The following is a 25,751-nucleotide window of genomic DNA, read 5'->3' on the forward strand; positions in this document are numbered from 1 at the left end:
TAATGATGATACTACAAATAACCACAAAAATAAATCGTATGCGCATAATCTATTTTATAGGACTTTTAATGGCCTTCAGTGCTTGTAAACAAGAGAAAAAAGAATCTATGGAAATAAGGCAATTAAATGAAGGTTGGGTTTATAGCGAAGTTGATGGATCACATAGAGGAGCTGCTTCTGTTCCTGGTACTATTCATACCGATCTATTAAATAATAAGCAAATTGAAGACCCGTTTTACAGAACTAACGAACGTGATCAACAATGGGTTGATAAAAAGGATTGGGTATATGAAACTACTTTTGAGATTGAAGAGGCATTGTTATCAAAAGATAAACTTCAATTACATTTCTATGGTTTAGATACTTATGCTGATGTTTTTGTAAATGATTACTTGGTATTAAAAGCTTTTAATATGCACAGGGAGTGGGATGCAGATATAAAGCAGTTTGCAAAGGTTGGTGAGAATCATTTAAAAATAGTTTTTCATTCGCCTATTAAAAAGGGTTTAGAATTATATAATGCGTCTCCTTATTCTTATCCCGCTAATAATGATCAATCGGAGAATGGAGAGTTAGGTGATAAAAAAGTGTCCGTTTTTACGCGTAAGGCTGGTTATCATTATGGTTGGGATTGGGGACCGCGATTTGTTACTTCTGGTATTTGGCGTCCTGTTGAGTTACGTGCTTGGAATGATTACAAAATTGAATCGGTTTATCTAATGCAATTAATGGTGAATAATGATGTTGCAGAACTTGAGGCAGAAATTCATATTCAGGCAGAGTCACATTCTAATGTAGAAGCCATCATTAGAAATAAAGAGGATAATAGTATAGTTGCAAAGCAAGCTTTTGAAATAAATAAAGGAGAGAATAAAGTGGCCATTCCTTTTACTATTGAAAATCCAAAGTTATGGTGGAGCAGAGGTTTAGGAGAGCCTAATATGTATGATTTTGAAATTCAAATTAGCAATGGTACTAATTTGGTGAGTACAAAGAGTATATCAACAGGCTTACGCTCAATTAAATTAGTGAGGGAAGAAGATGAGAAAGGAGAATCATTTCTTTTTGAATTAAATGGAGTTCGTGTTTTTGCAAAAGGAGCCAACTATATACCTAATGATAGTTTTTTACCTCGCGTTACAAAAAGTGATTATGATAAAGTTGTTGCCGATGCTGTAAATGCCAATATGAATATGTTACGCATTTGGGGTGGTGGTGTTTATGAAGATGACTATTTCTATGATTTATGCGATAAAAACGGCATCATGGTTTGGCAAGATTTTATGTTTGCTTGTTCCATGTATCCAGGCGATGAGGCCATGTTAAACAATATCAGAAAGGAAGCTGAAGATAATGTAATTCGTTTACGCAATCATCCATCAATTGTATTATGGTGCGGTAATAACGAAATAAATATAGCATGGCATTACTTTGGAAAAGGAGGCTGGGGCTGGAAAGAAAGATACACACCAGCGCAGCAAGAAGAAATACAGGAGGCTTATGTGAATATCTTTCATAAAGTATTACCTGATGTTGTGGATGAATTTACAAATAATGCCGACTATTGGCCATCGTCACCACAAGCAGGCTATGATATAGATCAACATGCCAGTGATGTAAATACATCTGGAGACATGCATTATTGGGGCGTGTGGCATGGTTTGCACCGGTTTGAAGATTTTGATAAATATAAAGCTCGGTTTATGAGCGAATATGGGTTTCAATCTTTTCCTGAATTGAATACGGTAAAAACCTATGCGAGCAATGAGGATTTCGATATCGAATCTGATGTAATGGCAGCACATCAGCGCAGCGGAATTGGGAATTTGAGAATTAAAGAATACATGAGTTGGTATTATAATGTGCCTGCTGATTTTGAAGAGTTTCTATATATGAGTCATGTTTTACAAGCAGAAGGTATTGGTATGGCCATTGAGGCGCACCGAAGAGCAATGCCTTATTGTATGGGTTCATTATATTGGCAAATAAACGATTGTTGGCCTGTTGCCAGTTGGAGCAGCACAGACTATTACCATAATTGGAAAGCGGTTCATTATGCGGTTAAACGAGCTTTTGAACCTATAATAATTAGTGCAACGCAGAATAAGGGGAATATTGAAATATATGGTGTTTCTGACTTTCAGCAAGAGAGGAAAGCATCTCTAAAAATTGAGCTAAAAGATTTTGGAGGAAAGGTTCTCAAAACAATTAACCAGCAGCTTAAACTCGAAGCCAATACGTCAACGCAAATTTTCACATTTGCAAGTTCAGAGTTAAAAGGCATAAATAAAAAGAAAACCTATTTATCAATTACCCTTAAGGATAACGATAAACTCTTGGCTGAACAAAAGTACTATTTTACTTTCCCTAAAGATCAAGAGCTAGATAAGGCAAATATTGATATTTCCATAATAGAACAAACCGAAGACCAGTTGGTGGTTTCTGTAAAATCAGACTCTCTAGTGCGAAGCTTATTCTTATCATTAAATAAATCAAAAGGCTTTGAATGGAGTGACAATTACTTTGATATGGAAGCTGATGAATCTAAAACGATTACAATCCTTGGAGATGTTGCAAATATTAAAACAGAAGACATAAAAATAATGACCTTGTAAAGCATCTGGTTTATATAGTAAGAAGGGCAGAATCAGAAGGAGCACCTATATTCTTTTTTAAAGAATTGGTGCTCCTTTTGCTTTTTATTAGATTAGGGTTTACAACTAATGCCAAATGCATTATATCAATCATTTGATGATGTTTTTGGTATAAATACAGAATTCTCAAACTTGTTTAAAAAGTATTATCTATTGATGAAATAGTACGTAAGGGCAATTCATAAAACGTTTAAATTTGTTAAATATGAAAGTGTATAATATACAATAAGTAAAAATGAAACTTAATTTAAATTGAATTTTATGAAAATGAATCTACGCTTATTTGCGGTAATGGTGATGTTTTGCTTTGTTCAAATAATATTAGGACAAAACAAAACAATTTCCGGATCGGTAAGGGATGATGGTGGTCAACCTTTGCCAGGAGTTTCTATTTTAATTGAAGGCACAACTCAAGGAACGATCTCAGATTTTGAGGGTAATTTTTCTTTAGTTGTTCCTGACGCACAAAAATCATTAATCTTTTCCTTTATAGGTTTTCAAGATTTGGTGGTTGATATCAGTAATCAAACTGAGTTAGATATTCAAATGGTTTTGGATAGTGAGGGTTTAGATGAAGTGGTGGTGGTTGGATATGGAACCATGAAAAAGAAATTAGTTACAGGAGCTAATTTAAATGTAAAAGGTGAAAAGCTTGAGGAATTAAGTACGCCCAATGCAATTGATGCCATGAAGGGTATTACCCCAGGTTTAAATATTGTACAAAACAGTGCGCAGCCAGGTGCAGGAACTAAGGTTTTTATACGTGGTATTGGTACAACGGGTGATGCACAGCCTCTTTATATTGTAGATGGGGTAATTCAAAGCAATATTGATTACTTAAGTACCAGCGATATTGAAAATATTGATGTGCTTAAGGATGCTGCTTCTGCCGCTATTTATGGGGCTCGTGCTGCTAATGGTGTTATTTTGGTTACTACTAGGAAGGGCCGTAAAAATATGAAAACTACGGTTACCTATAATGGCTATTATGGTGTTCAAAATGTTCGAAAATCGCCTGATTTATTAAATGCACAAGAGTATGCATTAATGATGGATGAGGCTCGTGTAAACAGTGGTTTAGCTCCTAACGATTATGCTTCTATGGTACCTAACTGGGAACAAATAGAAAGCGGAGAGTCAAAAGGAACCAATTGGTTTGAAGAGGCTAGGGTTGAAAATGCAGCTATTCAAAATCATGCGTTAAATATCACCGGAGGTAGCGAAAATTCAGCATTTGCATTGGGGTATTCTTATTTCGATCAAGAAGGTGTTATGGGAAAACAGTCCAATTCATTTTATAACCGTCACACATTCCGATTGAATAGTGAGCACACTATTATTAATAATGGTAAACGTGATATTGTAAAATTAGGACAGAATCTAACGTATTCAAAAACCAAGAATAATGGAATTCGCCAAGGAAATCAATATTGGAACGATGTACGAAACTTTGTAAGTGCTAGTCCGTTTATGCCTGTTTATAGTGGCGATCAATATCATTATGCCATTGATTGGAATACGCAAGAAGGTAATCCAATTGCATTGATGGACTACTTAACTAAGTATGGCGAAAATGACAATAATACTGCTGTAGGTTCGGCTTATTTGGTTATTGAACCAATTGATAATTTGGTATTACGTACTGAGTTAGGTGTTAACGCTTGGTGGGGAGGTGCCAGATCATGGGTGCCTAAATACGATATATCACAAAATCAATCAGAAGCTTCTGATAAAGTAGAACAAAGTGTATACAGTGGTAATTCACTAATGTGGACAAATACCGCAACCTATGATTTTACGCCAATTGCCAATCATAATTTTTCAGTTATGGCAGGTCAAAGTATGGAAGCAACGCAAGTATCATATGATGTAGGTGCAACAGGGCGCGAAAGTTTATTTCAAACCTATAAAAATGCTTATATAAATAATACTACAGTAATTGCCAATGCATCAGGTAGTGATGATTATGGTGGCAACTTAATGTCGTACTTTGGTCGATTCTCGTGGAATTACAAAGAAACTTACCTTTTATCAGCAATGGTTAGGGCTGATGGATCTAGTAATTTTACAAAAGATAACCGATGGGGAGTGTTCCCTTCTGTTTCTGCAGGTTGGGTATTAACCAACGAAAGTTTTATGGAAGGAAATCTTGATTGGCTTTCGTTTTTGAAAATTCGTGCTAGTTGGGGACAAGTAGGTAATCACTCTATTGAACCATATTTACACTCATCTACTATTGGTTATACCGATGGTGATGGCAGTAGTTTACATTATAATGCATCATATGGTTTTGGCGATAATAAAGGTGCGCCAGGTACAACCTCTTCTACAAGGGATATTGGATCGTACCCTGCGCGTATTCCAAATAAGGATATTACTTGGGAAACTTCTGAACAATTGAATATTGGAGTCGATTTTCATCTTCTAAACTCACGTTTACAGGGTGCATTCGATTGGTATAAAAAAGATACGAAAGACTGGTTGGTTTGGACTCAAGTACCTTCTCATAATGGTATAAGCGGACAAATGATTAACGGAGGTCAGGTAACCAATCAAGGTATTGAAACTTCGCTTAGATGGAACGATAGAATAGGAAGTGATTTTAATTATGGAATAACTGCATCCTACTCATATAACGAAAATGAGGTTACGGATATTAAAAATTCAGAAGGAATTATTAATGGACCGAGTAATGTGCTAAGTGAATCTACAGGTGAAATGTTTAGGGCTGAAGTTGGATTACCTATAGGATATTTTTGGGGGTATGAGACCGATGGTGTTATTCAGAATGATGCAGAAGCGGCAGCTTGGGTTGCACCAGATGGCGCTGATAATGCTGGTCAACCTTATTTTGATGATCAAAAACCAGGAGATTTAAAATTTGTAGATCAAAATGGCGATGGCAAAATAGATGATGAGGATAAAGTAAATATTGGTAATCCTAACCCTAAGCATATATTGGGTATTCAATTGAATACAGAGTATAAAGGTATTTACCTAAACATCACGGGTAATGGCGCTTTTGGGCATCAAGTTGCTAAATCGTATCGCTCGTTTGGAGACTCTCCTCTTCAAAATTACACTACCGATGTGTTTGATCGTTGGCACGGTGAAGGTACATCTAATACAATGCCTAGGTTAGATTACTCAATAGGTAGAAATCAGACTTACATCTCAGATGTTTATATACAGGATGCAAACTATTTTAAGGTGAGCAATATAACTCTTGGTTACGACTTTAAACGTTTAATAAAAGACATGGAATATTTTAGTGGAGCCAAATTATATGTTACACTTCAAGATTTCTTCGTGTTTACAAACTACAATGGCATGGACCCAGAAGTAGGTTATGGACCCGATGATTATCCATGGGCATCAGGAATCGATTTAGGTTTGTATCCTGCAGCCAGAACAGTTTTAGTAGGAGTAAGTCTAACCTTTTAATTGAAAATTTATGAAAAATATATTTTATATATCAATAGCGTTTCTAACAATTCTTACGAGTTGTGGAGATGAGTTTTTAGATAGAGAAAATCTATTTGAAAAAGACTTAGACAACTATTATCAAAATGCAAAAGATGTTGATGAAGCCTTAGTTGGAGCGTACTCATGTTTAGCAGTTGATAATGCGCAAAATCATCCTATTTTAATGGCAAATATTCAATCCGATGATTGTTTTGCTGGTGCAGGAACAACAGATCCAATTCCAAATGATTTAGATAAATTTACTAAGAATTCGGGCGAAGATACATTCTTGCATATATACGAGCGTTGCTATCAAGGGATATTTTATATAAACACACTCTTGGCTAAAATAGATCAAGCAACCTATACCGATGAAGAGTTAAAGTTGCAGCAAAAAGGAGAGGCCTACTTTTTACGAGCTTTCTTTTATTTTCGCTTATCTCAATTATTCGGAGAAGTTCCACTACAGTTAGAGCCTGAGTTATTATATCTAGGTAAATCAACGCCTACCGAAATATATACTCAAATTACCTCTGATCTTAAAATAGCTATTGATAGCCTTCCAAAAGAAAAATATACTACAGCATGGGCATCTGTAAATAGTGGTAGAGCTACAAAATGGGCTGCGCAAGCTTTAATGGCAAGGGTATATTTGTTTTATACAGGCTATTATAAACAACCAAAATTGAGTACGCTCGAAGAGGGTGATGTTACAAAAGATATGGTGGTTGAATGGTTAGAATCTTGTATTAATGAAAGCGGACACGACCTAATAGGTGATTACGAAAGTGTTTGGCCCTATTCGTACTTAGATGATAATTGGGCAAAGGATGGTCATATTGAAACGGTGTTTGCCGTTAAATATACAAACCAAGGTGTTTGGCCAGGTAACCCAGGGCGATTAGCTTATAGTAATCAATATTGCCTTTACATTGGAATGCGCGGAGCAGAATATGCACCTTATGGTCAAGGCTGGGGTTTTGCTCAGGTATCACCAAAATTGCGCGAGGCTTTTGTTGGAGATAGTCGCTTATCACAATCTATCGTGGATATAACTTTAGAAGTACCAGATTATGAGTTTGGATTAGACAGAAATAGAGAAGAAACGGGTTTATATATTAAAAAACACATTCCTATTGTAGCTGATGATGGCGAGGGAAATGTACGAGGAATGTATTACAACTTATATGGTGGTGTGCAAGCCAATATGCAGCTTTGGAATATGCAGGATGATATTATTATTCGTTTCTCGGATGTTTTATTAATGCACTCAGAATTAACAGGAGAAGTAGCAGGAATTGATAAAGTTAGAGCACGTTCAGGTATGTCATCGGCAGGAGCCGATTTAGAAACCATAAAAGCAGAGCGTAGAAAAGAATTGGCTTTTGAAGGGGTTCGCTATTACGATTTATTACGCTGGGGCGATGCCAAAGAAGCTATAGAAGAAGCTAATGGTACAATAGTTAAAAACTCGGGTGTTGATGAATCTTATCAAGTAACGTTTAATGCAGATCGCGTATTTCTTCCATTGCCTGAATCTCAAATTAGATTATCACAAGGCAATTTGGTTCAAAATCCGGGATGGGAGTAAAACATTGGATTATAATTAATTCTAATAATTAAAACATGAAGCAATGAATATGAACACTATATATTTATTTATAATAGGCTTACTGGTATTTGCAGCTTGCGACCCTATAGAGGATAGGCAATCGATGGAACCAGCTAAGTCAGAAACCGAATTGTTAGCGTCTGTTTCAATTGAGGTAGATGGTAATAAGGTGGTTTGCACAACTTCTGAAAAAGGACTAATTGCACAGTGGGTATCTTCTTCTGGATGGATGGCCACAGGACCCGCTCATGAATTTGTAGTTGCACTAGCGGGCGATTATGATATTGATATTAGTTTTTACGGAGGAGATAAAGTAGTAAAAGTTACTCAATCGTTTAATATAGCGCAGGACGATCCTAATTTCTTCGATCATCCTTATTGGCAATTATTAGCCAAAACAGAAGATGGCGCCATTGAAAAAACATGGGTTTGGGCCGATGATAATACCTACCAACCCGATTGTATTTGGGGTAAAGGAGGATGGTTAAGTCCTACACCTAATTGGTGGGCTCCTTCTATTGCCGATGCAATTGATTCTAAAGGAATGGCTTTAACAGATAAGCTAACTTTTAAAATGGATGGTTTAAGTTTTGATAGTGAAACAGGTGCAACACCAGGAAGTGGAAGTGGTACTTGGGTATTACAAGTTGGTGGCGAACATCTGGTTTTAGATGAAGAAGGCAATGTTGTTTTTGAAGGAAAGCTTGTATTAACAGGGCATACTATTCCATTTGGGGTTGATGGTGATGCAGAGGCTAATGTATATTACGAATATTATATAGTTAATCTCACCGAAAACGAACTTAGACTTTGTGCTACTCCTACAGCGAATGATGGAGATGCAGCTGCTTGGTTTTGGCACTTTAAGAAAGAAGGTTACTCATATTAACAAAACGTTATAGCTATGAATAAAACAAAATATATAAGTCAATTTACAGTATCTTTTATGATACTAATTGGATCATTATTGGTTTTTAATACTTCTTGTATGAAAGAAGAAGTAGACGAGCCCATAACTATTGATTCACCAACTCCTGAGCCACCAGAAGTGGAGGTTCCACCAGTTTTTGAATTGGAGGGTTTTACTCCTGAATACGGCGTTCCTGGTACAATGATAACTGTTACTGGTTCAGATTTACAAAAGATTGAGTCTATATTGTTTCCTGGTGGAACCGTAGTGCTTGCAGCCGATTTTGTTGAGCAAACAAGGCGTCAGATTATGGTTGAAGTACCGACTCACATAGAGAGCGGAATACTTACCTTAACAGCTACTGATAATGAAGAGCCTGTAAATATAGAAACTGAAGAGAACTTCTTTGTTTTTGCACTTACCCGTACAGCTTTAATTCCGGTTGATGCTGCAGATGCAATAATTTCGGATAACCCTGATGTGTGGCCGGATTTTATTCAATCTGGAGGCTTAAATTGGAGTGGACAACCATTTCTCGCCATTACAGATGACGCCGTTTCAAACGGAGCTGGTGTTAAAGGAAATGGGACAGCAATTGGTAATGGTGATTTTATATGGGGTTGGGGAATGAACTGGACTCCAATGGACTTTCAATCAACTAAAGCAACTCATAATCTGCGTATTGATATGAAGTTAACTAAGCCATTTGGTAGTAATCCTCGTTTTGCATTTTTAATTAATAAACATCAAATTAATTTAGGAAGCTTTGGTTTTGGTGCCGATGGAACTTTTGAAGGTTGGTTTACTGTTGAAATAGATTTATCAGCTTATGGTAATTTGCCAGATGGTAATATTGAAGCAACAGGCGATTGGGGCTTTATTATGGATTATGTTGATGGAACAGCGGATGTTACAGGATTATATATGGATAATTTCCGTTTTTCACCAAAGTAGATTTTACAGTTTAGTGTGTATAAAGTGAATTGATTTTTTCAGTAGATAAAGGTCGGTAAATCAAATTGTAGTAATTGACTTATCGGCCTTTTTATTTATGATCTATTTAAGAATTAATGCTATGAATAACCTAATCAATATTAATATAGATAGCATGCTTCATGAAATGAAGCTAGAGTTAAGTGCCCTGTTAAATTATTGGGCTGAGAATTCTATAGATGACAAGTATGGAGGTTTTCTCGGTGAAATAAATGGATTAGGTATTGTTACTGATAAAGCAGAAAAAGGGGCCGTTCTTAATGCTCGTTTATTATGGACTTTCTCAGCGGCATATGCTTTTTCAAAAGATAAAAGATACTTATCATTAGCCAATAGAGCTTATCAATATTTAGTAAAATACTTTTGGGATCAGGAGAATGGAGGTCTATACTGGTCTTTAAATTTTGATGGCACAATACTCAATAACCGAAAGCAAGCATATGCGCAAGGTTTTGGTATTTATGCTTTCTCAGAATATTTTAAAGTTACAGGTAACAAAGAAAGTTTGGTTTATGCAATTGATTTATATCGAATAATCGAAGCGCATTATAAAGATCACAAACATGGTGGTTATTTCGAAGCTTTATCTAATTGTTGGGAACCTCTTGTTGATATGCGTTTGAGTGAAAAAGATGCCAATGAACCTAAATCGATGAATACGCATTTACACATAATAGAGCCGTATACAAACTTGTATAAAGTATGGTCTAATTCTCAATTAAAAGTGAGTATTCAATATTTACTCGATTTATTTTCAGGGCATATCATCAATAAACAAACCTTTCATTTCAATCTATTTTTTCAAGAAGATTGGACATGTACCTCTCAAATTGTATCGTATGGTCATGATATTGAAGGGGCTTGGTTATTAAACGAAGCGGCCTATGCAATTAATGATACCAATAATATTAATCGTATGATGGATTTATCTATAAAAATGGTAGAGGTTACCATAGGCGAGGGGATTGCCCCAGATGGAAGTATTTATTACGAAAAAGAGAATGGACGACTGGATACTGATAGGCATTGGTGGCCTCAAGCAGAAGCATTAGTTGGATTTACAGATGCATATCTAAATACAAATAATGAAGCCTATTTACAACATGTTAATCGTGTTTGGCAATATATAATAGGTACTATGAAGGATCCTATAAAAGGGGAATGGTTTTGGAAAGTTAGTGATAATGGAAAGGCGGATACATTTAATCCTAAATTAGGTTTTTGGAAATGTCCTTACCATAATTCACGTGCTTTAATTGAAGTTATAAAACGATTAGGATCAAATTAATGAAATGAACTGACAACCCATACTCTCATCAACTTATAGATGATTTTGTTCTTAATTTAAACAGTTTAGTATGTTTAATGTAATTAGGTATTTTCCAATAATAGTTTTATTAATATTTCAAGCGTGTACCCAGCCTGGTTTTAAAACAGATAATAATACATTGCTCGATTCTAATAATAAACCATTTGTTATTAGAGGAGTAAATAATCCTAATATTTGGTATCCTCAAAAAGCTTATGATGCTTTGGAGTGTATTGCGCAAAAAGGGACAAATTGTATTAGGGTGGTGTGGGAAACAAATGGAAAGTGTGAGGAACTAGAAAAGATAATTTTACGATGTATTGAATTAGAAATGGTAGTTATGATTGAACTACACGATGCAACTGGGGATAGTTCAAATCAATCCTTATTTAATCTCGTACAATATTATACGCAGAGCGATATAAAGGAAATGCTATTGAAATATGAAGATTACCTTTTAATAAACATTGCTAACGAATGGGGCAATCACCTTCTTGATGACCAATATTGGTACAGCTCATACAAGTCATCCGTAAGTTTATTGCGTGAAGCAGGATATAGTACTACAATAGTAATTGACGGATCGGGATGGGGGCAAGATATTTCGCCAATATTGAGCTACGGAAATGCCCTAATTGATGGAGATAAAAATCATAATATTTTATTTTCCATTCATATGTATGGCTCATGGAATTCTGAAGAAAGTATCGACCGCCAATTAAATAAGGCCAAAAAATTACGCTTGCCTATTATTATTGGAGAGTTTGGTTATAACTTTCAAAATGGCATTAATAACTTAGCCTGTAAAGTAAATCATCTGAAAATACTTGAAACATGCAACCGATTGGGATATGGATATATTGCATGGTCCTGGACTGGAAATAACGAAGATAATGCTTGGCTCAATCTAGTTGACCCTAATGATTGGCAAACTCTAAGCTATTGGGGAGATCAAGTTTTTAATTCAGAATTTGGTATAGCTAATACATCTGTCAAAGCAAGCATATTTGATTAGTTATACATTAGGTAGCTTGCTTCTGTAAGGCATATTCCTTCGGACTCATTTTATAATATTTATGGAATGAGGTTGAAAAATATTGGTGAGAGTTAAAGCCTACCATATATGCAATTTCAGAGATGTTGTGTTGATTCTTCTCAAGTAAATGTGCGGCATGTTTTAACCTAATAATTCTAATAAATTCGGTTGGGGATTGATTAGTGAGAGCTTTAATTTTTCTATAAAAATGTGTTCTGCTAAATCCTAATTCTTGACTTATTTTATCAATAGTTAAGTCTATATCTTCTAGATGATTATTAACAAAGTCAATGGCATTTTGTAAAAAAAGTTCATCAGTGTTTGTTGCTGTCATTTCCTTAGCTTTAAAACTTACTGTATGCGAAAACGCTTCCTTAAGCTTTTCTCGTCCATCAATAATTGATTGTACTTTGGCCTTGAGTATATCAATGTTAAAAGGTTTACTTATATAGGCATCGGCTCCATTTCGTAAACCATTTATTACAAACTTATCAGCCGTTTTTGCAGTTAGTAATATCACTGGAATATGACTGGTTTCTAAGTTCTCTTTTATGGCAATACACAAATGATTACCATCCATTATAGGCATGCTAATATCACTTATTATTAGGTCGAAAGAATTTGTTTCTACACATGCTAAAGCTTCCTTACCATTGTTGGCCGTAAATACCGAATAAGTACTGTTAAATTCATTCTTTAAAAATTCAAGTATATCTAAATCGTCCTCAACAAGCAGAAGCTTTGACTTTTTGATTTCAGTGTTAGTGTTATTGCTAACTAGTTCTGAAGAGTTGTTTATTTCCATTGATTCGCACTGAAACTCTTCTTCTTGAATGTTTGTATTTTCTGAATTTGTTTGAAAAGGTATGGACAAAATAAACTTAGTGCCTGTTTTTTTAGAGCTTTCAACCCTTATTTTACCCTCAATAGTTTCAACAAGTTTCTGAACAATATGAAGACCGATACCAGTTCCGTCGTTATTCGATTCTTGATAAAAACGATCAAATATTTTTGTTCGATTTTCTTTTGGGATATACGATCCTGAGTTATTAATTGAAAGGATTAGTATGCTGTTATTTTCTTCAATGTTAATTGAAATATTTCCGCCTTTAGGAGTATATTTTACTGCATTTGAAAATATGTTATAAACAACTTTATCTATTTTATCAGCATCAATACAAATAGTTTTAAATTGTAGATGATTTCTAAATTCAACTCTTATTGAGTTATTGTTTATTGATATCTCAAATAGAGAGATTATATTGTGAATAAGGTCATTAATATTAACACTATCTTGTTTGATATGTAGTTGCGAGTTGTCAATTTTTTGAATGTCGATTAATTGATTGATTAAACGCTGCATTCGCATTGTATTCCTACTGATATAGGAAATGTATTTTCTCTGTTCAGAATTTAAATCAGTACTATTGAGCTTTTGCAAAGGTGCAGATATCATTGATAAAGGAGTTTTTACATCATGAGATATGTTTGTAAAAAACTGGAACTTAGCCTGATTTAGTTTGCGCTGCTTTTGTTTTTCTAGTTCCTGAAATAAAACTTTATTCTGCATCCGTAGTCTAAATCGGTATAGCTTAAGTATTATAATAACTATGCTTGTAATTAACACAAAATAAATGCAGTATGCCCAAAAGCTTAAGGCGAATGGAGGTTTAATATTGATAATAATCTCTCGGCTATTATTTAGCCAGTTCCCATTAGTGTCGGTTGTTTTTACATTAAAAACGTAGTTTCCAGGTTTCAGATTACTGTAGGTGGCTACTCTATACTTGTAGCTTGTTTCAACCCACTTATCATTAAATCCTAATAACTGATATCTGTATTTTATTTTTTCGGGTGCGATGTAGTTTATTGCAGCAAATTCAATAGAAAATGATTTATCAGAATAAAGTAAGTTAATAGTATCTGTAGCATTAATGCTTTTGTTTAAAATCTGCCTGTTATCGGCAGAAATACCTTTTTTAAGCTCTTTATTAAAAAGTTTAAAATTGGTAAAATGAAGTCTTGAGTGAACGTTTTTAAATTTTATTTCGTCAGGATGAAATTTAATATATCCGTTTACGCCTCCAAAATATATATAGCCTTCCTTGTCTTGGTAATTGGCATCTGATAAGAATTCGTTAAAAGGAAGCCCATCAAACTGATTAAAATTTTTAAATGTTCTGTTCTGCGGATTAAACTTGGATAGGCCATTGGCAGTTGATATCCAAATTTCATCTTCTTTATACGGAATGATACTAGCAATTTTATTATTACACAAGCCATTGGCAGTGCTATAGTGTTCAAGTTTGTTTGTAATTTGGTTAAATACAAAATATCCTTTAAATGTTCCTAAAAGTATTTGCTTGTTGAATCCTCTTTTTACACAATAAACAGGAGTGTTCTCAAAAATAGGAAACTCATCCTGCAGGCGTACTAAATGTTGTTCCTTTTGTTTCCAAATTAACGGGCCTTGGTAGCTTGCCATCCAAATATCTCCGTTTTCTTCAATCAGAAGGTCGTTTAAGTTAGTTAGGGTTTCAGTGCTTCCAAAATTGGTTTTAAATTTTATTTTCGATGTCCATTCACCTGTGTTTTTATTGAATCGAACTAAGCCCGATCCATTGGTAGCCATAAGTAAATGATCATCATCCTCTTCCTCAATATCAAAAATCCAATTTAACGGTCGTTCAGATTTATCTGATTCAATAGGATAGTTAATCAGTGTGTTATCATTAGCTCTAATGCATCCTAAACCGTTACTGTAACTGCCAATCCATAAATTTTGGCTCTCATCATTCATAACAGCCAATATTGCCGAGGGCTTCCAATTATAATTATGGATAGTTTCACCATTCGAGGTATCGTTACTCAAGTGTATTAAGCCGCCACCATCCGAGCCAATTAATAAGTTTTCATTTTTATCTTTAATTATGGTTCTTACTAGATGATGGTTTAGTTGGCTATTTTTCGGGGTAACGCTTATAAACGGAAATGTAGGGTTAACTTGATGATAAATACCCACATAATTAATGGCATACCACAAATCATTATCATTATCTTTTTGGCAAATTACCGATGACTTATTTAGGTTATTGATGTTCTCTAGCTTATTGGCATCTTGCAGAATTAGAGTTTTTTTATTGATGCTTTGAATTCCGGCATATTCAGTTCCCACAATTATTTCATCCTTGGTTTCCGTTATGGAAGTAATGCCACCTAATGCCTGGTTGTGTTTTTTTATTGCACACTGAATTGTGTTATCTAATTCGTTGTATAAAACAATATTACCATCAATTCCACCAAAGCAAATAATGTTATTCTCTAAACATTCAATGGTTTGAATGCTCTGAAAGGGCTCAAAGTTGGTGTTCTTCGTATACTCTTTAAAGGTGTAGAATCGATTTGTTTTAGGATTAAAAATCAATATACCATGACCGTTTGTGGCTAGCCAAATATTATTTTTCGAGTCTAAACTTCCTCCATAAATGTGAATGTACGCCGGAGATCCATCCGAATTAAAAGAGGTATTGTAAAATTGTGTTTTAAAGGTTTTTGTATCAATTTTAATAAGTCCATTGTGACTTATAAGATATAGTGTTCTCGTGTCAAACTGAAGTATTTTCTGAATAGGAGTTTTTATATCAATACCGTTGTGTAATAAATTTAGGCGTTTAAAGTTATCCTTTTTATAATTGTATAAATTCAAACCAATGTTACTACCAATCCATAGTTGGTTATTATTATCAGTAAATGATGTTAGTATAAACGATGAATTTAAGGTTGTTGTATCATTTATATCAGTATGATACATTTTAAAATTGTAGCCGTCAAATTTTATTAAACCTGTCATGGCCGATATCCACATAATTCCATTATGGTCATGCATAATATTATAGAAGAAACTGCCCTCTAAGCCTTCGCCTTTTGAGTATAGTCTATCAGGATAAGCATAAATCTGGCATGCTAAAACAATAGAAATAACTATGGAAACAATGCGTTTATACATAATAAAAAGGTTTTGGACTGTGTTATACAATAATATTATATTTTATTGAATTATAGCCTACTTATGGCTTGATAATATAAAGATGTAACATGATTTGAAGTTAATGTAACATGATTTTAAATAGATCACACATAAGGGTGTTAGCTTTGTTTTAGTCACCAATCTATGTCGTATTATGTGTATTGAAATTAGAAGAGAAATTACGCCTTTAAAAGAAAGTGATTGCTTTTTAATTATAGATAGAAAGCAGAATGCGTTTAATTATCCAGTTCATTTTCATCCTGAGTTTGAAATTAATTTTGTAATTAATGGCACCGGTTCAAAAAGAATTGTGGGTGATCATATAAGCGAAGTTGGGGAAATGGAGTTGGTGATGGTGGGTCCTAATTTATACCATGGTTGGGAAAATGGAAATATGAATTTAGATTCAAAGTACCGCCAGATTACCATTCAGTTTTCTCGCGATTTATTTACCAATAGTTATCTCTGTAAAAAGGATGTTAAGCCTATTAAAGAGCTTTTAAATAATTCTTGCAGGGGAATCTCATTTTCAAATGAAACAATCAATAAAGTTCATCATAAAATAATTAAGTTAACAAAACTCGAGGGCTTCGAAGCATTTCTGCTGTTTCAATCCTTTTTATATGATATAGCTAACTCAGCCAATCAAAGCTTCTTAACAAACCTCTCTTTTAATCACGAAAATGACTTTTATAATAGCGAACGAATTGAAAAGGCTTACAAGTACATTGTGTCAAATTTTCATAAAAAACTAAGACTTGAAGAAACTGCTGAAAGCATAAGTATGTCTGCAATTACTTTTAGCCGTTTGATTAAGCAACGCACAGGCAAATCTTTTGTCGATTTTGTTAATGAAATACGTTTGGGTTATGCGACACGTCATTTAATCGAATCTAACAAAACGGTTTCCGAAATTGGTTATATCTGCGGATTTAATAATTTGTCCAACTTTAACAGGATATTTAAAAAACGTCAAGGGTGCACACCTACAGAGTTTCGGAAAGATTTTGAGAGTGTTAAAGCAATTGCTTAGCATACGGATATAGCATACTAATTTACATTCTGGAGATATAGAGTAATTGACTAGGTACCTATATTTTAAAGTTGGGAAAAAAGTAATTCTCAGAATAAATCATAGTCTATTTATTTAATTTTTAGAAACTTTTTAAGTATTGTTTCTATTAGTTTGATTGCATTTTAACTAATAGTAAAAGGATAAAAAAACATACAGTTTCTTAGGATAACAATTCTTATATTGCAAGGTGTTGTTCATTTTACAGCACTGCAAAATCCCTAAAATGAAAGTATAGTCTATGAATAAAGTTATTTTAGTAGTTCTAATGCTATCCACATCTTTGCTGTATTCTCAAGAGAGTGAATTATGGAATAATTACAAAAGTGCTTATGAAAGAGGATCAGAGCCTAAATTACCCAACTTTTCCTATGCCGGTTATAAATATGGAGAAGAACCCATTCCAATTGTTAAATACAAAACGTTTAATGTAGTTGATTTTGGTGCAGATAAATTAGGTAATAAATCATCAAAACAGGCTTTGATAAAGGCTATATCAGCAGCAGAAAAAAATGGAAGTGGAATAGTGTTTTTTCCTAAAGGCCGATATTTGATTAATACGGAGGGAGACGATTTAGAAACTATATTGGTTTCTAAATCAAATATTGTTTTTCGAGGTGAAGGAGAATCTGTTGATGGTTCAGTATTGTTTTTTGATAAAGATTTACCGGCAGAAGATCCTACTAAGTTATGGACTTGTCCTCCATCAATAAAAGTTAATGCAAAGCACCGTGACAAGTTTATAACAAAAGTAATAGCGGATGCAAGGCGTGAATCATTCTCAATTGAAGTCTCAGATGCATCAGCTATAAAGCCTGGCAACTGGGTAATTTTAAAGGTGAAAAATAATGCTCCTGAATTAATTGAATATGATTTACAACCTCTGGTACCTGAAAAAGAATGGGTGTCTATATTAAATGATGGAGTTATTGTAAATGAGCGTCATCAAGTAAAGAGTGTTAAAAATAATAGAGTTACATTTTTTGAGCCAATTCATTATGATGTTCAGTCTAAACATAACTGGGAGTTATATTCTTATGCACATCTTGATGGTGTTGGTTTTGAGTATATAAAATTTGAAGGGAATTGGAAGATTCCTTTTGTGCATCATAAAAATGCTCAGCACGATGGCGGTTGGACCATATTAAATTTAAGCCGTTGTGTTAATTCATGGGTGAAAGATTGCAGTTTCGAGAATGTAAGCAGGGCCGTTGTTTTTAGCCAGAGTGCATATTCAACAGCTTTAAACAATACAATACGAGGCAATTTCGGTCATAGCGCTATTTCGGCAGGCGGCGGTTCTACAAGTATTTTAATTGCCCATAATACTGATTTAGCAGGTATGTGGCATACATTTGGTGTGCAAGGCGGGAGTACTACAGGTACAGTTATCTGGCGCTGTACTTATCCTGATTATACTTGTTTCGAGTCGCATGCATCGCAGCCACGTTGTACATTGTTTGATAATGTAGAAGGTGGATTTTTTGCAGGTAGAGGTGGCGGAGCACGACAAAATCTCCCCAATCATGGTCGGTATCTAGTATTATGGAATTTTAAAGAAACTGATGAGGCTGAAGAAAACTTTGAGTTTTGGGATACAAAAACTTGGTATTGGAAAATAGTTCCCCCTATAATTGTAGGTTTCCATGGTGCCGGAACTACGTTTAAAGAACAGGATGTGGATGTTGTTGAAAGTATAGGGAAAAGGGTAAGTCCTGAATCGCTTTGGGAATCGCAACTGAAGCTTCGTTTGGGTAAATTGCCAAAGTGGATAGAAGCATATAAATAAATGTAAAATTTACCGTTTATGTTTTTTAAAGATATAGTAATGAAGATTTGCTTATTCCTTGCATCAATTCTATTATTTACTTCTTGTATAAAAACGGAAAAGCCCAATGTAATTGTAATATTTCCCGACCAGTTTCGGCAATATAGTTTAGGTTTCTGGTCGCAGGGTAAAAATGCACAATACATTCAAGGTAAACCAGACCCTGTTCATTCCCCTAATCTGGATAAGTTGGCCAATCAAGGAGTCGTATTTAGTCAGGCGATTAGTAATTTTCCGCTATGTAGTCCGTATAGGGGAATGTTACTAACAGGCACTTATCCATATAAAAATGGACTTACAGCAAATTGTCATAAAAATAGAACTGTTGGAATAAAAGTAGATGGAAACGCCATTGCAAATGTGTTTTCGTCGGCAGGCTACGAAACTGCTTATTTTGGTAAATGCCATTGGCAGCGAACAGAGCCTTTATTTGATTCAATAGGGACTTATCGAGGAACAGATATAGTGCCTGGAGGTCATTTTATAAATGCTTATGATACGTATGTTCCACCTGGTAAATCTCGTTTGGGCTTTCAATATTTCTTTCAAATATTGAGGGATACTCATTACGATCCTCTTTGTTATTCGAATGATAGCCTTGCAATTAATGGTTTATTAGATGGTGAATTGTATCAACCCAAAAAGTTTAATGCGCAATTAGAAACAGAGGCCTTGCTCAATTATCTTGACAATTCCCATAATCAGCGAAATACAAATAAACCATTCTTTATTACTTGGTCTTTAAATCCGCCACACAATCCATGGACTGAAGAAAGTACAGACATGCGTTTCTTTCCTCAGTATACCGTTAATGGCAAAGTTGATGTGAATCAACTTCTATTGAGAGCAAATGCAGATAAATTGGTGGGAGAATATGCGCCATATTATTTTGCGAACGTGAGTGCTGTTGATCATTTTATCGGAAAGGTTTTAAACAAGCTCGATGAGATGCAAATTAGCGATAATACAATTATTGTCTTTACCTCTGATCATGGTGAAATGTTAGGAAGTCACGGACATAAAGGAAAACCATATCCAGAGAGTGAAGCCTTTAATATCCCATTTATTATTAAGTGGGGAGACAAATTAAAGCATCGGATTGAAGATTTAAAACTTAGTGTACCTGATGTAATGCCCACTCTTTTAGCATTAGCGGGTTTCGAGGATAAAATACCAGCTTCGGTGCAAGGAAACAATTATTCCGAAATTATAGCAAATAAATCAACTAAGATAAAACGGCCAAAGGCAGTACTTTATTTTGATTATTACTCACGCGGTCTGTATTTAGGAGATTATACTTTTGTTGTTACTACTTCAGATAAAGCTACATTTAAGGAAGCTTTTTATTACGATAATAAAAGCGATCCTTATCAACTTCATCGCATAACAGGTGACGCTATGAATGAGAAAATGGTTTCTGTTTGGAAAAAAGAGTTGGTAAATCAGCTTAAGAAAGTTGACGATGTTTGGGCAAAGAATAAAGTATGCTCTGAATATTTAGAGTATTAACATGTGTGCGCAAATAAGCGAGGATAAGATTAGTAGGAATCAAAAAATTATTGACATGATAAAATGGGTTTTATTAATTGTGAGTATTGTTTTGCTATCTGCTTGTGCAGATAAAAAATCGAAATTAGAATTATTTAATCAGGACTTAATATTTGCTTCTGAGCAAGTTGATTCCATAAGTTCAATAGCTGCTGAAATAAAACGCATTCCTCGCACTCTAACGCCTGAAGGAGAAGTGCATTGGGCAAATCAAAATTTTGATTGGACAGAAGGTTTCTTTTCGGGTACCCTATGGTACTTATATAAATTTACGAAAGATGAGAAATGGAAAAAACGCGCACTCATTTTACAGAATACCTATCAGCAACACCGCTTTTTTACAAATAATCACGATTTAGGTTTTGTGTTTAATTGTTCCTATGGTAATGCTTATAAGTATAATATAGATGATTCTTCAAAGCAGATTTTAATTGATGCAGCCAATTCTTTAAATACCCGTTTTAATGCCAATGTTGGATGTATACAGTCGTGGGATGTTGATGCAGGTTGGCAAGCAAAAAGAGGATGGCAGTTCCCTGTTATCATTGATAATATGATGAATTTAGAGCTTTTGTTTAAAGTTTCAGAAATAACGGGAAACTCTAAATATAAAAAAATAGCCATTGAACATGCTAATACCACTTTAGAGAATCATTTTAGAGATGACAATAGTTCATTTCACGTGATTGATTACAACCCTGATACAGGTGAGGTGAGAAGTAAACAAACTGCCCAAGGATATGCTAACAATAGTGCTTGGGCCCGCGGTCAAGCTTGGGGTTTATATGGATATACGGTTTGTTATCGTTTTACTAACGATCCAAAGTATTTGCAGCAAGCTGAACTTATTGCCAATTTCATTTTTAACGATGAAAACTTTCCACAAGATTATATTCCATATTGGGATTATGATGCCCCTAATATTTCCAACCAGCCCCGTGATGTTTCGGCAGCAGCCATTATTGCTTCAGCTTTAATTGAGCTGAACGAATATACAAGTAAGGATTATTCAGAAAAGGCAAAAGGAATTTTGAAAGAGTTATCTTCTGATAAATATCGTGCTATGCTAGGCCATGAAAATGGCTTTATTTTAAAGCATAGTGTCGGAAGTATTCCTCATAATAATGAAATTGATGTGCCTTTAAATTATGCTGATTATTACTATGTAGAGGCATTAATGCGATTACTCGGATTGGATTAAGTATCTATTTATATATGCTGAATATCAGTTTAATAATCTTGCAAATTGAGTTCTATCAGTTTAAAAACTAACATTTAGTAACCTAGACAAAAACTAACGGTGCTAAAATGTAACAATATTGCTTTTTTTACCCCCCGTAACATTGTAATTAAAGTTTCAAATTTGAAGTGTGATTGTATATATGAATGAATAGGAGCCATTATTTAATAATACAAACGACTTAAGATATTGTTAATACATTACTAAATTGTTATAAAATGAAGAAAATTACTTATTTGTTCTTTCTGATGATTTCGCCTTTGTTGTTATTTGCGCAGCCAAATACAACGGAATCTCATGAAGATAATAACCAACTTATTCGCGATTTAAGTAGCAGCAGATGGACCATGAAAATGATGTTGCCTGGCGAAGGGGTGAAAAAAGGATTGCATAACCTGCCTCCTGAAGATATTGAAACCTTGGTGTGGAATTATGCACAAGTACCAGGAGATGTGTACACAGATTTATGGAAAGCCGGCGTTATTGAAGATCCTTATTTCGGACGTAATAGTGTAAAAGCACAATGGGTACAACAATACGAATGGTGGTATTCGATTCAATTTAAGGTTACGGAGCCTATTAATGATCAAATTGTACGTATTGAATTTGAAGGTGTTGATTATGAATGTGATGTTTGGTTAAATGGTCATTTTTTAGGTCACCATGAAGGTGCCTTTTCCGGATTTTCATTTGATGTGAACGATGCTTTACGCATTTCCAAATGGGATCATTTGGCGAGTACAAACATGTTAATGGTTCGTTTGGCTCCACCACCACAAGTAAACGCTTTGGTTGCTGGTAAAAAAACACCTTGGTTTGGTGATTATTGGCGCGATTTGATTCCATTTGGGATTAATAAACCGGTACGTATGGTATCAACAGGTAAAGTTCTTTTTGAAGATGTGTATGCAAATACTACCATCAATAAGGATAAATCTGCAGATGTAAAATTGGAGATGACCGTTGAAAATACGGATTCGGAACCACGTGATATGACTTTTATTGCTTCATTGGAAGGAAAGAACTTCAAAATGAAGAATCAGACAGTTGAGTTTACTAAAACAATTAAGCCAGGTGTTCATAAAGTTGAAAAGAATATACACATTAGCGACCCAAAATTATGGTGGCCTTGGGATTTAGGAGATCAGAACTTATACAAAACGCGTATTTCATTAAAAGAAGGAGCCGTTAATCATGATTTTAACGAAACTGTTTTTGGAATTCGTGAAGTTACTTCAAAGTGGAATCCAGGATTTGAGAAAAATGTAGAAGTGAGTTTCCCTCGATCAACATATATCAACGGGAAGTTTCATTTCATACGTTCAGCTTGTTGGGGTGGACCACCGGATATTTTTGTAGGTCGTTCAGGTATTGAAAAATATAAAGAGTTGATCCGATTAGCTAAGGAAGCGAACCTTAATAATATACGTATTTTTGGATGGCATCCGCCAGAAATACCAGAGTTTTATCAGTATTGCGATGAAATGGGTATGACGGTTTGGCAAGATATGATTCCATTAGGAACAGGTAATATTCCAACAGAAGAGGAAAAACTAGCAGCTATTTTTAACGAAGGTGTAAAAGTAGTGAAAGAGCGTAGAAATCATCCATCTTTAATTATGATGGAAGGTGGAGAAGAAATGATGTTACGTACTCGTGATCCTCAATTTGGACGTCAGTTCTTAGAGCGTTTAGGGGATTCTTTACAAAACTACGTGAAGCTACCTTATGTACCAGATTCACCATTAACATGTCATGTGTCTAAAGCGGCTGGCTATAAAAATAAAGAAGCCGTTCATGCGCTAAGGTATTTCTACGATATGGGTAAATTCTTGCATGAAGATTGGTATCAAACACTTGAATTTCCTATTGTGCCAGAGTTTGCCATTACTTCAGTTCCATCGGTTGAGAGTTTAAAGAAGTTTATTCCTGAAGAGGAAATGTGGCCTCCAGGATTAAGTTGGGGACACCATTGGGCTGATTTAACACGCTTACGTATGCAAAACTGGGATGTTTTTGATAGCGAAATGACAGGTTCTTTAGATGAGTTTGTGAATGCTACACAAGATGCACAGGGTATTATTTTCCAAAATGGTATTGAGTATTTCCGTCGCCAAAAGCCTAATTTAAGTGGTATTGCTTTATGCCATTGGATTACCTATTGGCCAGATATGAAATGGGGGATTGTTGATAACTATGCAAAGCCAAAGAATTCATACGACTTTGTTAAGAAAGCGTACCAGCCATTGTTAGTGAATTTTGAGTTTAAAAAGCGTCGTTGGGATAAGAAAGAACCATTTGTTGGTAATATATGGGTGATTAACGATTTGTATGAGGATTACAGTAACTGTAAAATCGAATTCCAAATAAAAGATGATGCCGGCGCTGTTCTATCTACTCAAAAATTTGATGTAGCTAAGATTGATGCTAATAGTGCTAAGTCCTTATTCGCCATCAACGAAAAAGTGTTGAAAAGTGTTGACAAGAAATTCTTTGTAACACTTAAGTTGAGTGATAAAAAAGGGAATGCATTAAGTGAGAATGATTACTTCTTTTTAATTGGCGACCAGGCTGAAGCAACTAAGAAGTTTAACAAGATGAAAGAAGTTAGAGTAAAGAATGAGTCGAAATATAAGTATGGAAACTACTATCGATTCTTTGATGATATTGATAATAAAACATATGATAGCGGAACTCAGCACCCTAAAGCATTTGGGTATTAAGGTTTACAATAACACAAAATAACAGAGAAAGCAGACATATTTAACGTGTCTGCTTTTTTTTGTGCTAAATGTCAACTAGTATTCATATTACATGTATTGTAAAATACCTAATTTAAAACTTGTTTTTATAATTATAATTTACCTAACTTGATTAGCAAAATATAAAACCTTAGTTTGTTTTAAAATATCTGCTATGAAATTGAACATATTTTTATCATTTATTTTTATGGGGCTGTGTATCTCTCTCTCAGCTTTTTCCCAAAATGATTCGCTAGTATTTAATAATGGAAATTATATTGTTGGAGAGATAAAAGAAATGAATAGAGGGGTAATTCAGGTTGAAACGGATTACTCTGATTCTGATTTTAAAATTGAATGGGACGGTATCAGTCAGATACATTCAGATGCTTATTATCTATTTACATTAGCAGATGGAACTCGTTTAACTGGAGGATTTACCAGTCAAGGAGATAAAACAATTGTTATTAATGATGTTGAACAAGGTGCAGTTATAGTTCAAGCTGAAGATATTGTTTGGATAAAATCCATAGAAACCGATTTTTGGAGTAAAATGTCAGCAAATATTGATTTAGGATTTAGTTATACAAAGGCTAAAAATGCCCAACAATTTAATGTACGAAGTAATTTAGGGTATTTAACAGATAATTATTCATTAACAGGAAAGTATGACCAAGTAATATCAACTCAAGATAGTACTGAAAAGATTCAAAGAACAGATGGTATAATAGGGTATAATTACTTTTTACCTAGGGCATACTTCTTACTTGGCGAAGTTAACCTTTCTTCTAATAACGAATTAAATTTGAAACTAAGATCCGTTGGTAAGTTAGGTTTAGGTAAGTATTTAGTGCAAACTAATTTATTGTATTGGAGTCTTAACCTCGGACTAGCATACAATAACGAGGAATTTACAAATGACGATCCTGTGCGTAAAAGTATGGATGCCTTTTTGGGTACAGAATTCAATATGTTTAATACAGGCGATATTAGCTTCCTAACAGGAGCTATTCTTTATCCTAGTTTAACTGAGAGTGGTAGGATAAGATCTGATTTTAAATTCGACTTGAAACTCGACCTTCCCCGTGACTTTTATATAAAATTAGGTACTACTATTAACTACGATAATGAACCCGCAACAGATGCCCTAACTACGGATTATGTTATTCAAAGTGGAATTGGTTGGGAATTGTAGGTCTTTATACGATATAGATGAGGCATTCTTTTTAGAGTGCCTTTGGATCACCGGCAAAAGTTGGGTCTGAAGTAAAAAGTACATAGTTTTGCAGTATGTCCGAATTAAGCACACAATTATT

At 34.5% G+C, this 25,751-nt stretch carries 14 protein-coding genes; 13 read left to right on the forward strand and 1 reads right to left on the reverse strand.

Annotation, left to right across the window (positions count from 1 at the left end):
• Positions 1 to 38: 38 nt before the first annotated feature.
• The 7 genes from QMO11_RS19025 (at position 39) to QMO11_RS19055 (ending at position 11,958) form a co-directional block, all read left to right on the forward strand.
• Entirely contained in the window at positions 39 to 2,615 is a 2,577-nt protein-coding gene (locus QMO11_RS19025; protein WP_282039251.1) for a beta-mannosidase, read from the forward strand.
• Positions 2,616 to 2,915: 300 nt separating this feature from the next.
• Entirely contained in the window at positions 2,916 to 6,098 is a 3,183-nt protein-coding gene (locus QMO11_RS19030; RefSeq protein WP_282039253.1) for a SusC/RagA family TonB-linked outer membrane protein, read from the forward strand.
• Positions 6,099 to 6,108: 10 nt separating this feature from the next.
• Complete coding sequence (locus tag QMO11_RS19035) at positions 6,109 to 7,710, forward strand: RagB/SusD family nutrient uptake outer membrane protein (RefSeq protein ID WP_282039254.1); 1,602 nt, start codon at positions 6,109 to 6,111, stop codon at positions 7,708 to 7,710.
• A gap of 43 nt (positions 7,711 to 7,753) precedes the next feature.
• Positions 7,754 to 8,620: a hypothetical protein gene (locus tag QMO11_RS19040; protein ID WP_282039255.1), complete on the forward strand. Its 867-nt coding sequence runs from the start codon at positions 7,754 to 7,756 to the stop codon at positions 8,618 to 8,620.
• Between the two features lie 15 nt (positions 8,621 to 8,635).
• Positions 8,636 to 9,595 carry an IPT/TIG domain-containing protein gene (locus tag QMO11_RS19045; protein ID WP_282039257.1) on the forward strand — a complete coding sequence of 320 codons (960 nt, stop codon included), beginning with the start codon at positions 8,636 to 8,638 and terminating at the stop codon, positions 9,593 to 9,595.
• Positions 9,596 to 9,716: 121 nt separating this feature from the next.
• Positions 9,717 to 10,922 carry an AGE family epimerase/isomerase gene (locus QMO11_RS19050; protein ID WP_282039259.1) on the forward strand — a complete coding sequence of 402 codons (1,206 nt, stop codon included), beginning with the start codon at positions 9,717 to 9,719 and terminating at the stop codon, positions 10,920 to 10,922.
• A gap of 70 nt (positions 10,923 to 10,992) precedes the next feature.
• On the forward strand, positions 10,993 to 11,958 hold the full coding sequence (locus tag QMO11_RS19055) for a cellulase family glycosylhydrolase (RefSeq protein WP_282039261.1): 966 nt from the start codon (positions 10,993 to 10,995) through the stop codon (positions 11,956 to 11,958).
• Between the two features lie 7 nt (positions 11,959 to 11,965).
• Here the strand turns inward: QMO11_RS19055 and QMO11_RS19060 are convergent, their stop codons facing one another.
• Positions 11,966 to 15,985: a hybrid sensor histidine kinase/response regulator transcription factor gene (locus tag QMO11_RS19060; protein WP_282039263.1), complete on the reverse strand. Its 4,020-nt coding sequence runs from the start codon at positions 15,983 to 15,985 to the stop codon at positions 11,966 to 11,968.
• Between the two features lie 175 nt (positions 15,986 to 16,160).
• On the opposite strand from QMO11_RS19060, the gene QMO11_RS19065 reads away from it, so the two are divergent.
• From QMO11_RS19065 to QMO11_RS19090, 6 genes are all read left to right on the forward strand, one after another.
• On the forward strand, positions 16,161 to 17,039 hold the full coding sequence (locus QMO11_RS19065; RefSeq protein WP_282039264.1) for an AraC family transcriptional regulator: 879 nt from the start codon (positions 16,161 to 16,163) through the stop codon (positions 17,037 to 17,039).
• A 280-nt stretch (positions 17,040 to 17,319) separates the two neighbouring features.
• A complete protein-coding gene (locus tag QMO11_RS19070; protein WP_282039265.1) occupies positions 17,320 to 18,867 on the forward strand; it encodes a DUF4955 domain-containing protein in 1,548 nt (515 codons plus the stop codon).
• A 39-nt stretch (positions 18,868 to 18,906) separates the two neighbouring features.
• Positions 18,907 to 20,415, forward strand: coding sequence for a sulfatase-like hydrolase/transferase (locus QMO11_RS19075; protein ID WP_282039267.1), 1,509 nt, complete (start codon positions 18,907 to 18,909; stop codon positions 20,413 to 20,415).
• 55 nt (positions 20,416 to 20,470) lie between these two features.
• Positions 20,471 to 21,655 (forward strand): glycoside hydrolase family 88 protein, encoded by a 1,185-nt coding sequence (locus tag QMO11_RS19080; RefSeq protein WP_282039269.1) that lies wholly within the window; start codon positions 20,471 to 20,473, stop codon positions 21,653 to 21,655.
• A 257-nt stretch (positions 21,656 to 21,912) separates the two neighbouring features.
• On the forward strand, positions 21,913 to 24,417 hold the full coding sequence (locus QMO11_RS19085; RefSeq protein WP_282039271.1) for a glycoside hydrolase family 2 protein: 2,505 nt from the start codon (positions 21,913 to 21,915) through the stop codon (positions 24,415 to 24,417).
• A 193-nt stretch (positions 24,418 to 24,610) separates the two neighbouring features.
• The gene (locus tag QMO11_RS19090) at positions 24,611 to 25,630 is read left to right on the forward strand and encodes a DUF481 domain-containing protein (protein WP_282039273.1); all 1,020 of its coding nucleotides are present in this window, start codon (positions 24,611 to 24,613) and stop codon (positions 25,628 to 25,630) included.
• The last annotated feature ends 121 nt before the right edge of the window (positions 25,631 to 25,751 follow it).

The sequence above is a fragment of the Saccharicrinis aurantiacus genome, from assembly GCF_947489045.1.
GTDB lineage: Bacteria > Bacteroidota > Bacteroidia > Bacteroidales > Marinilabiliaceae > Saccharicrinis > Saccharicrinis aurantiacus.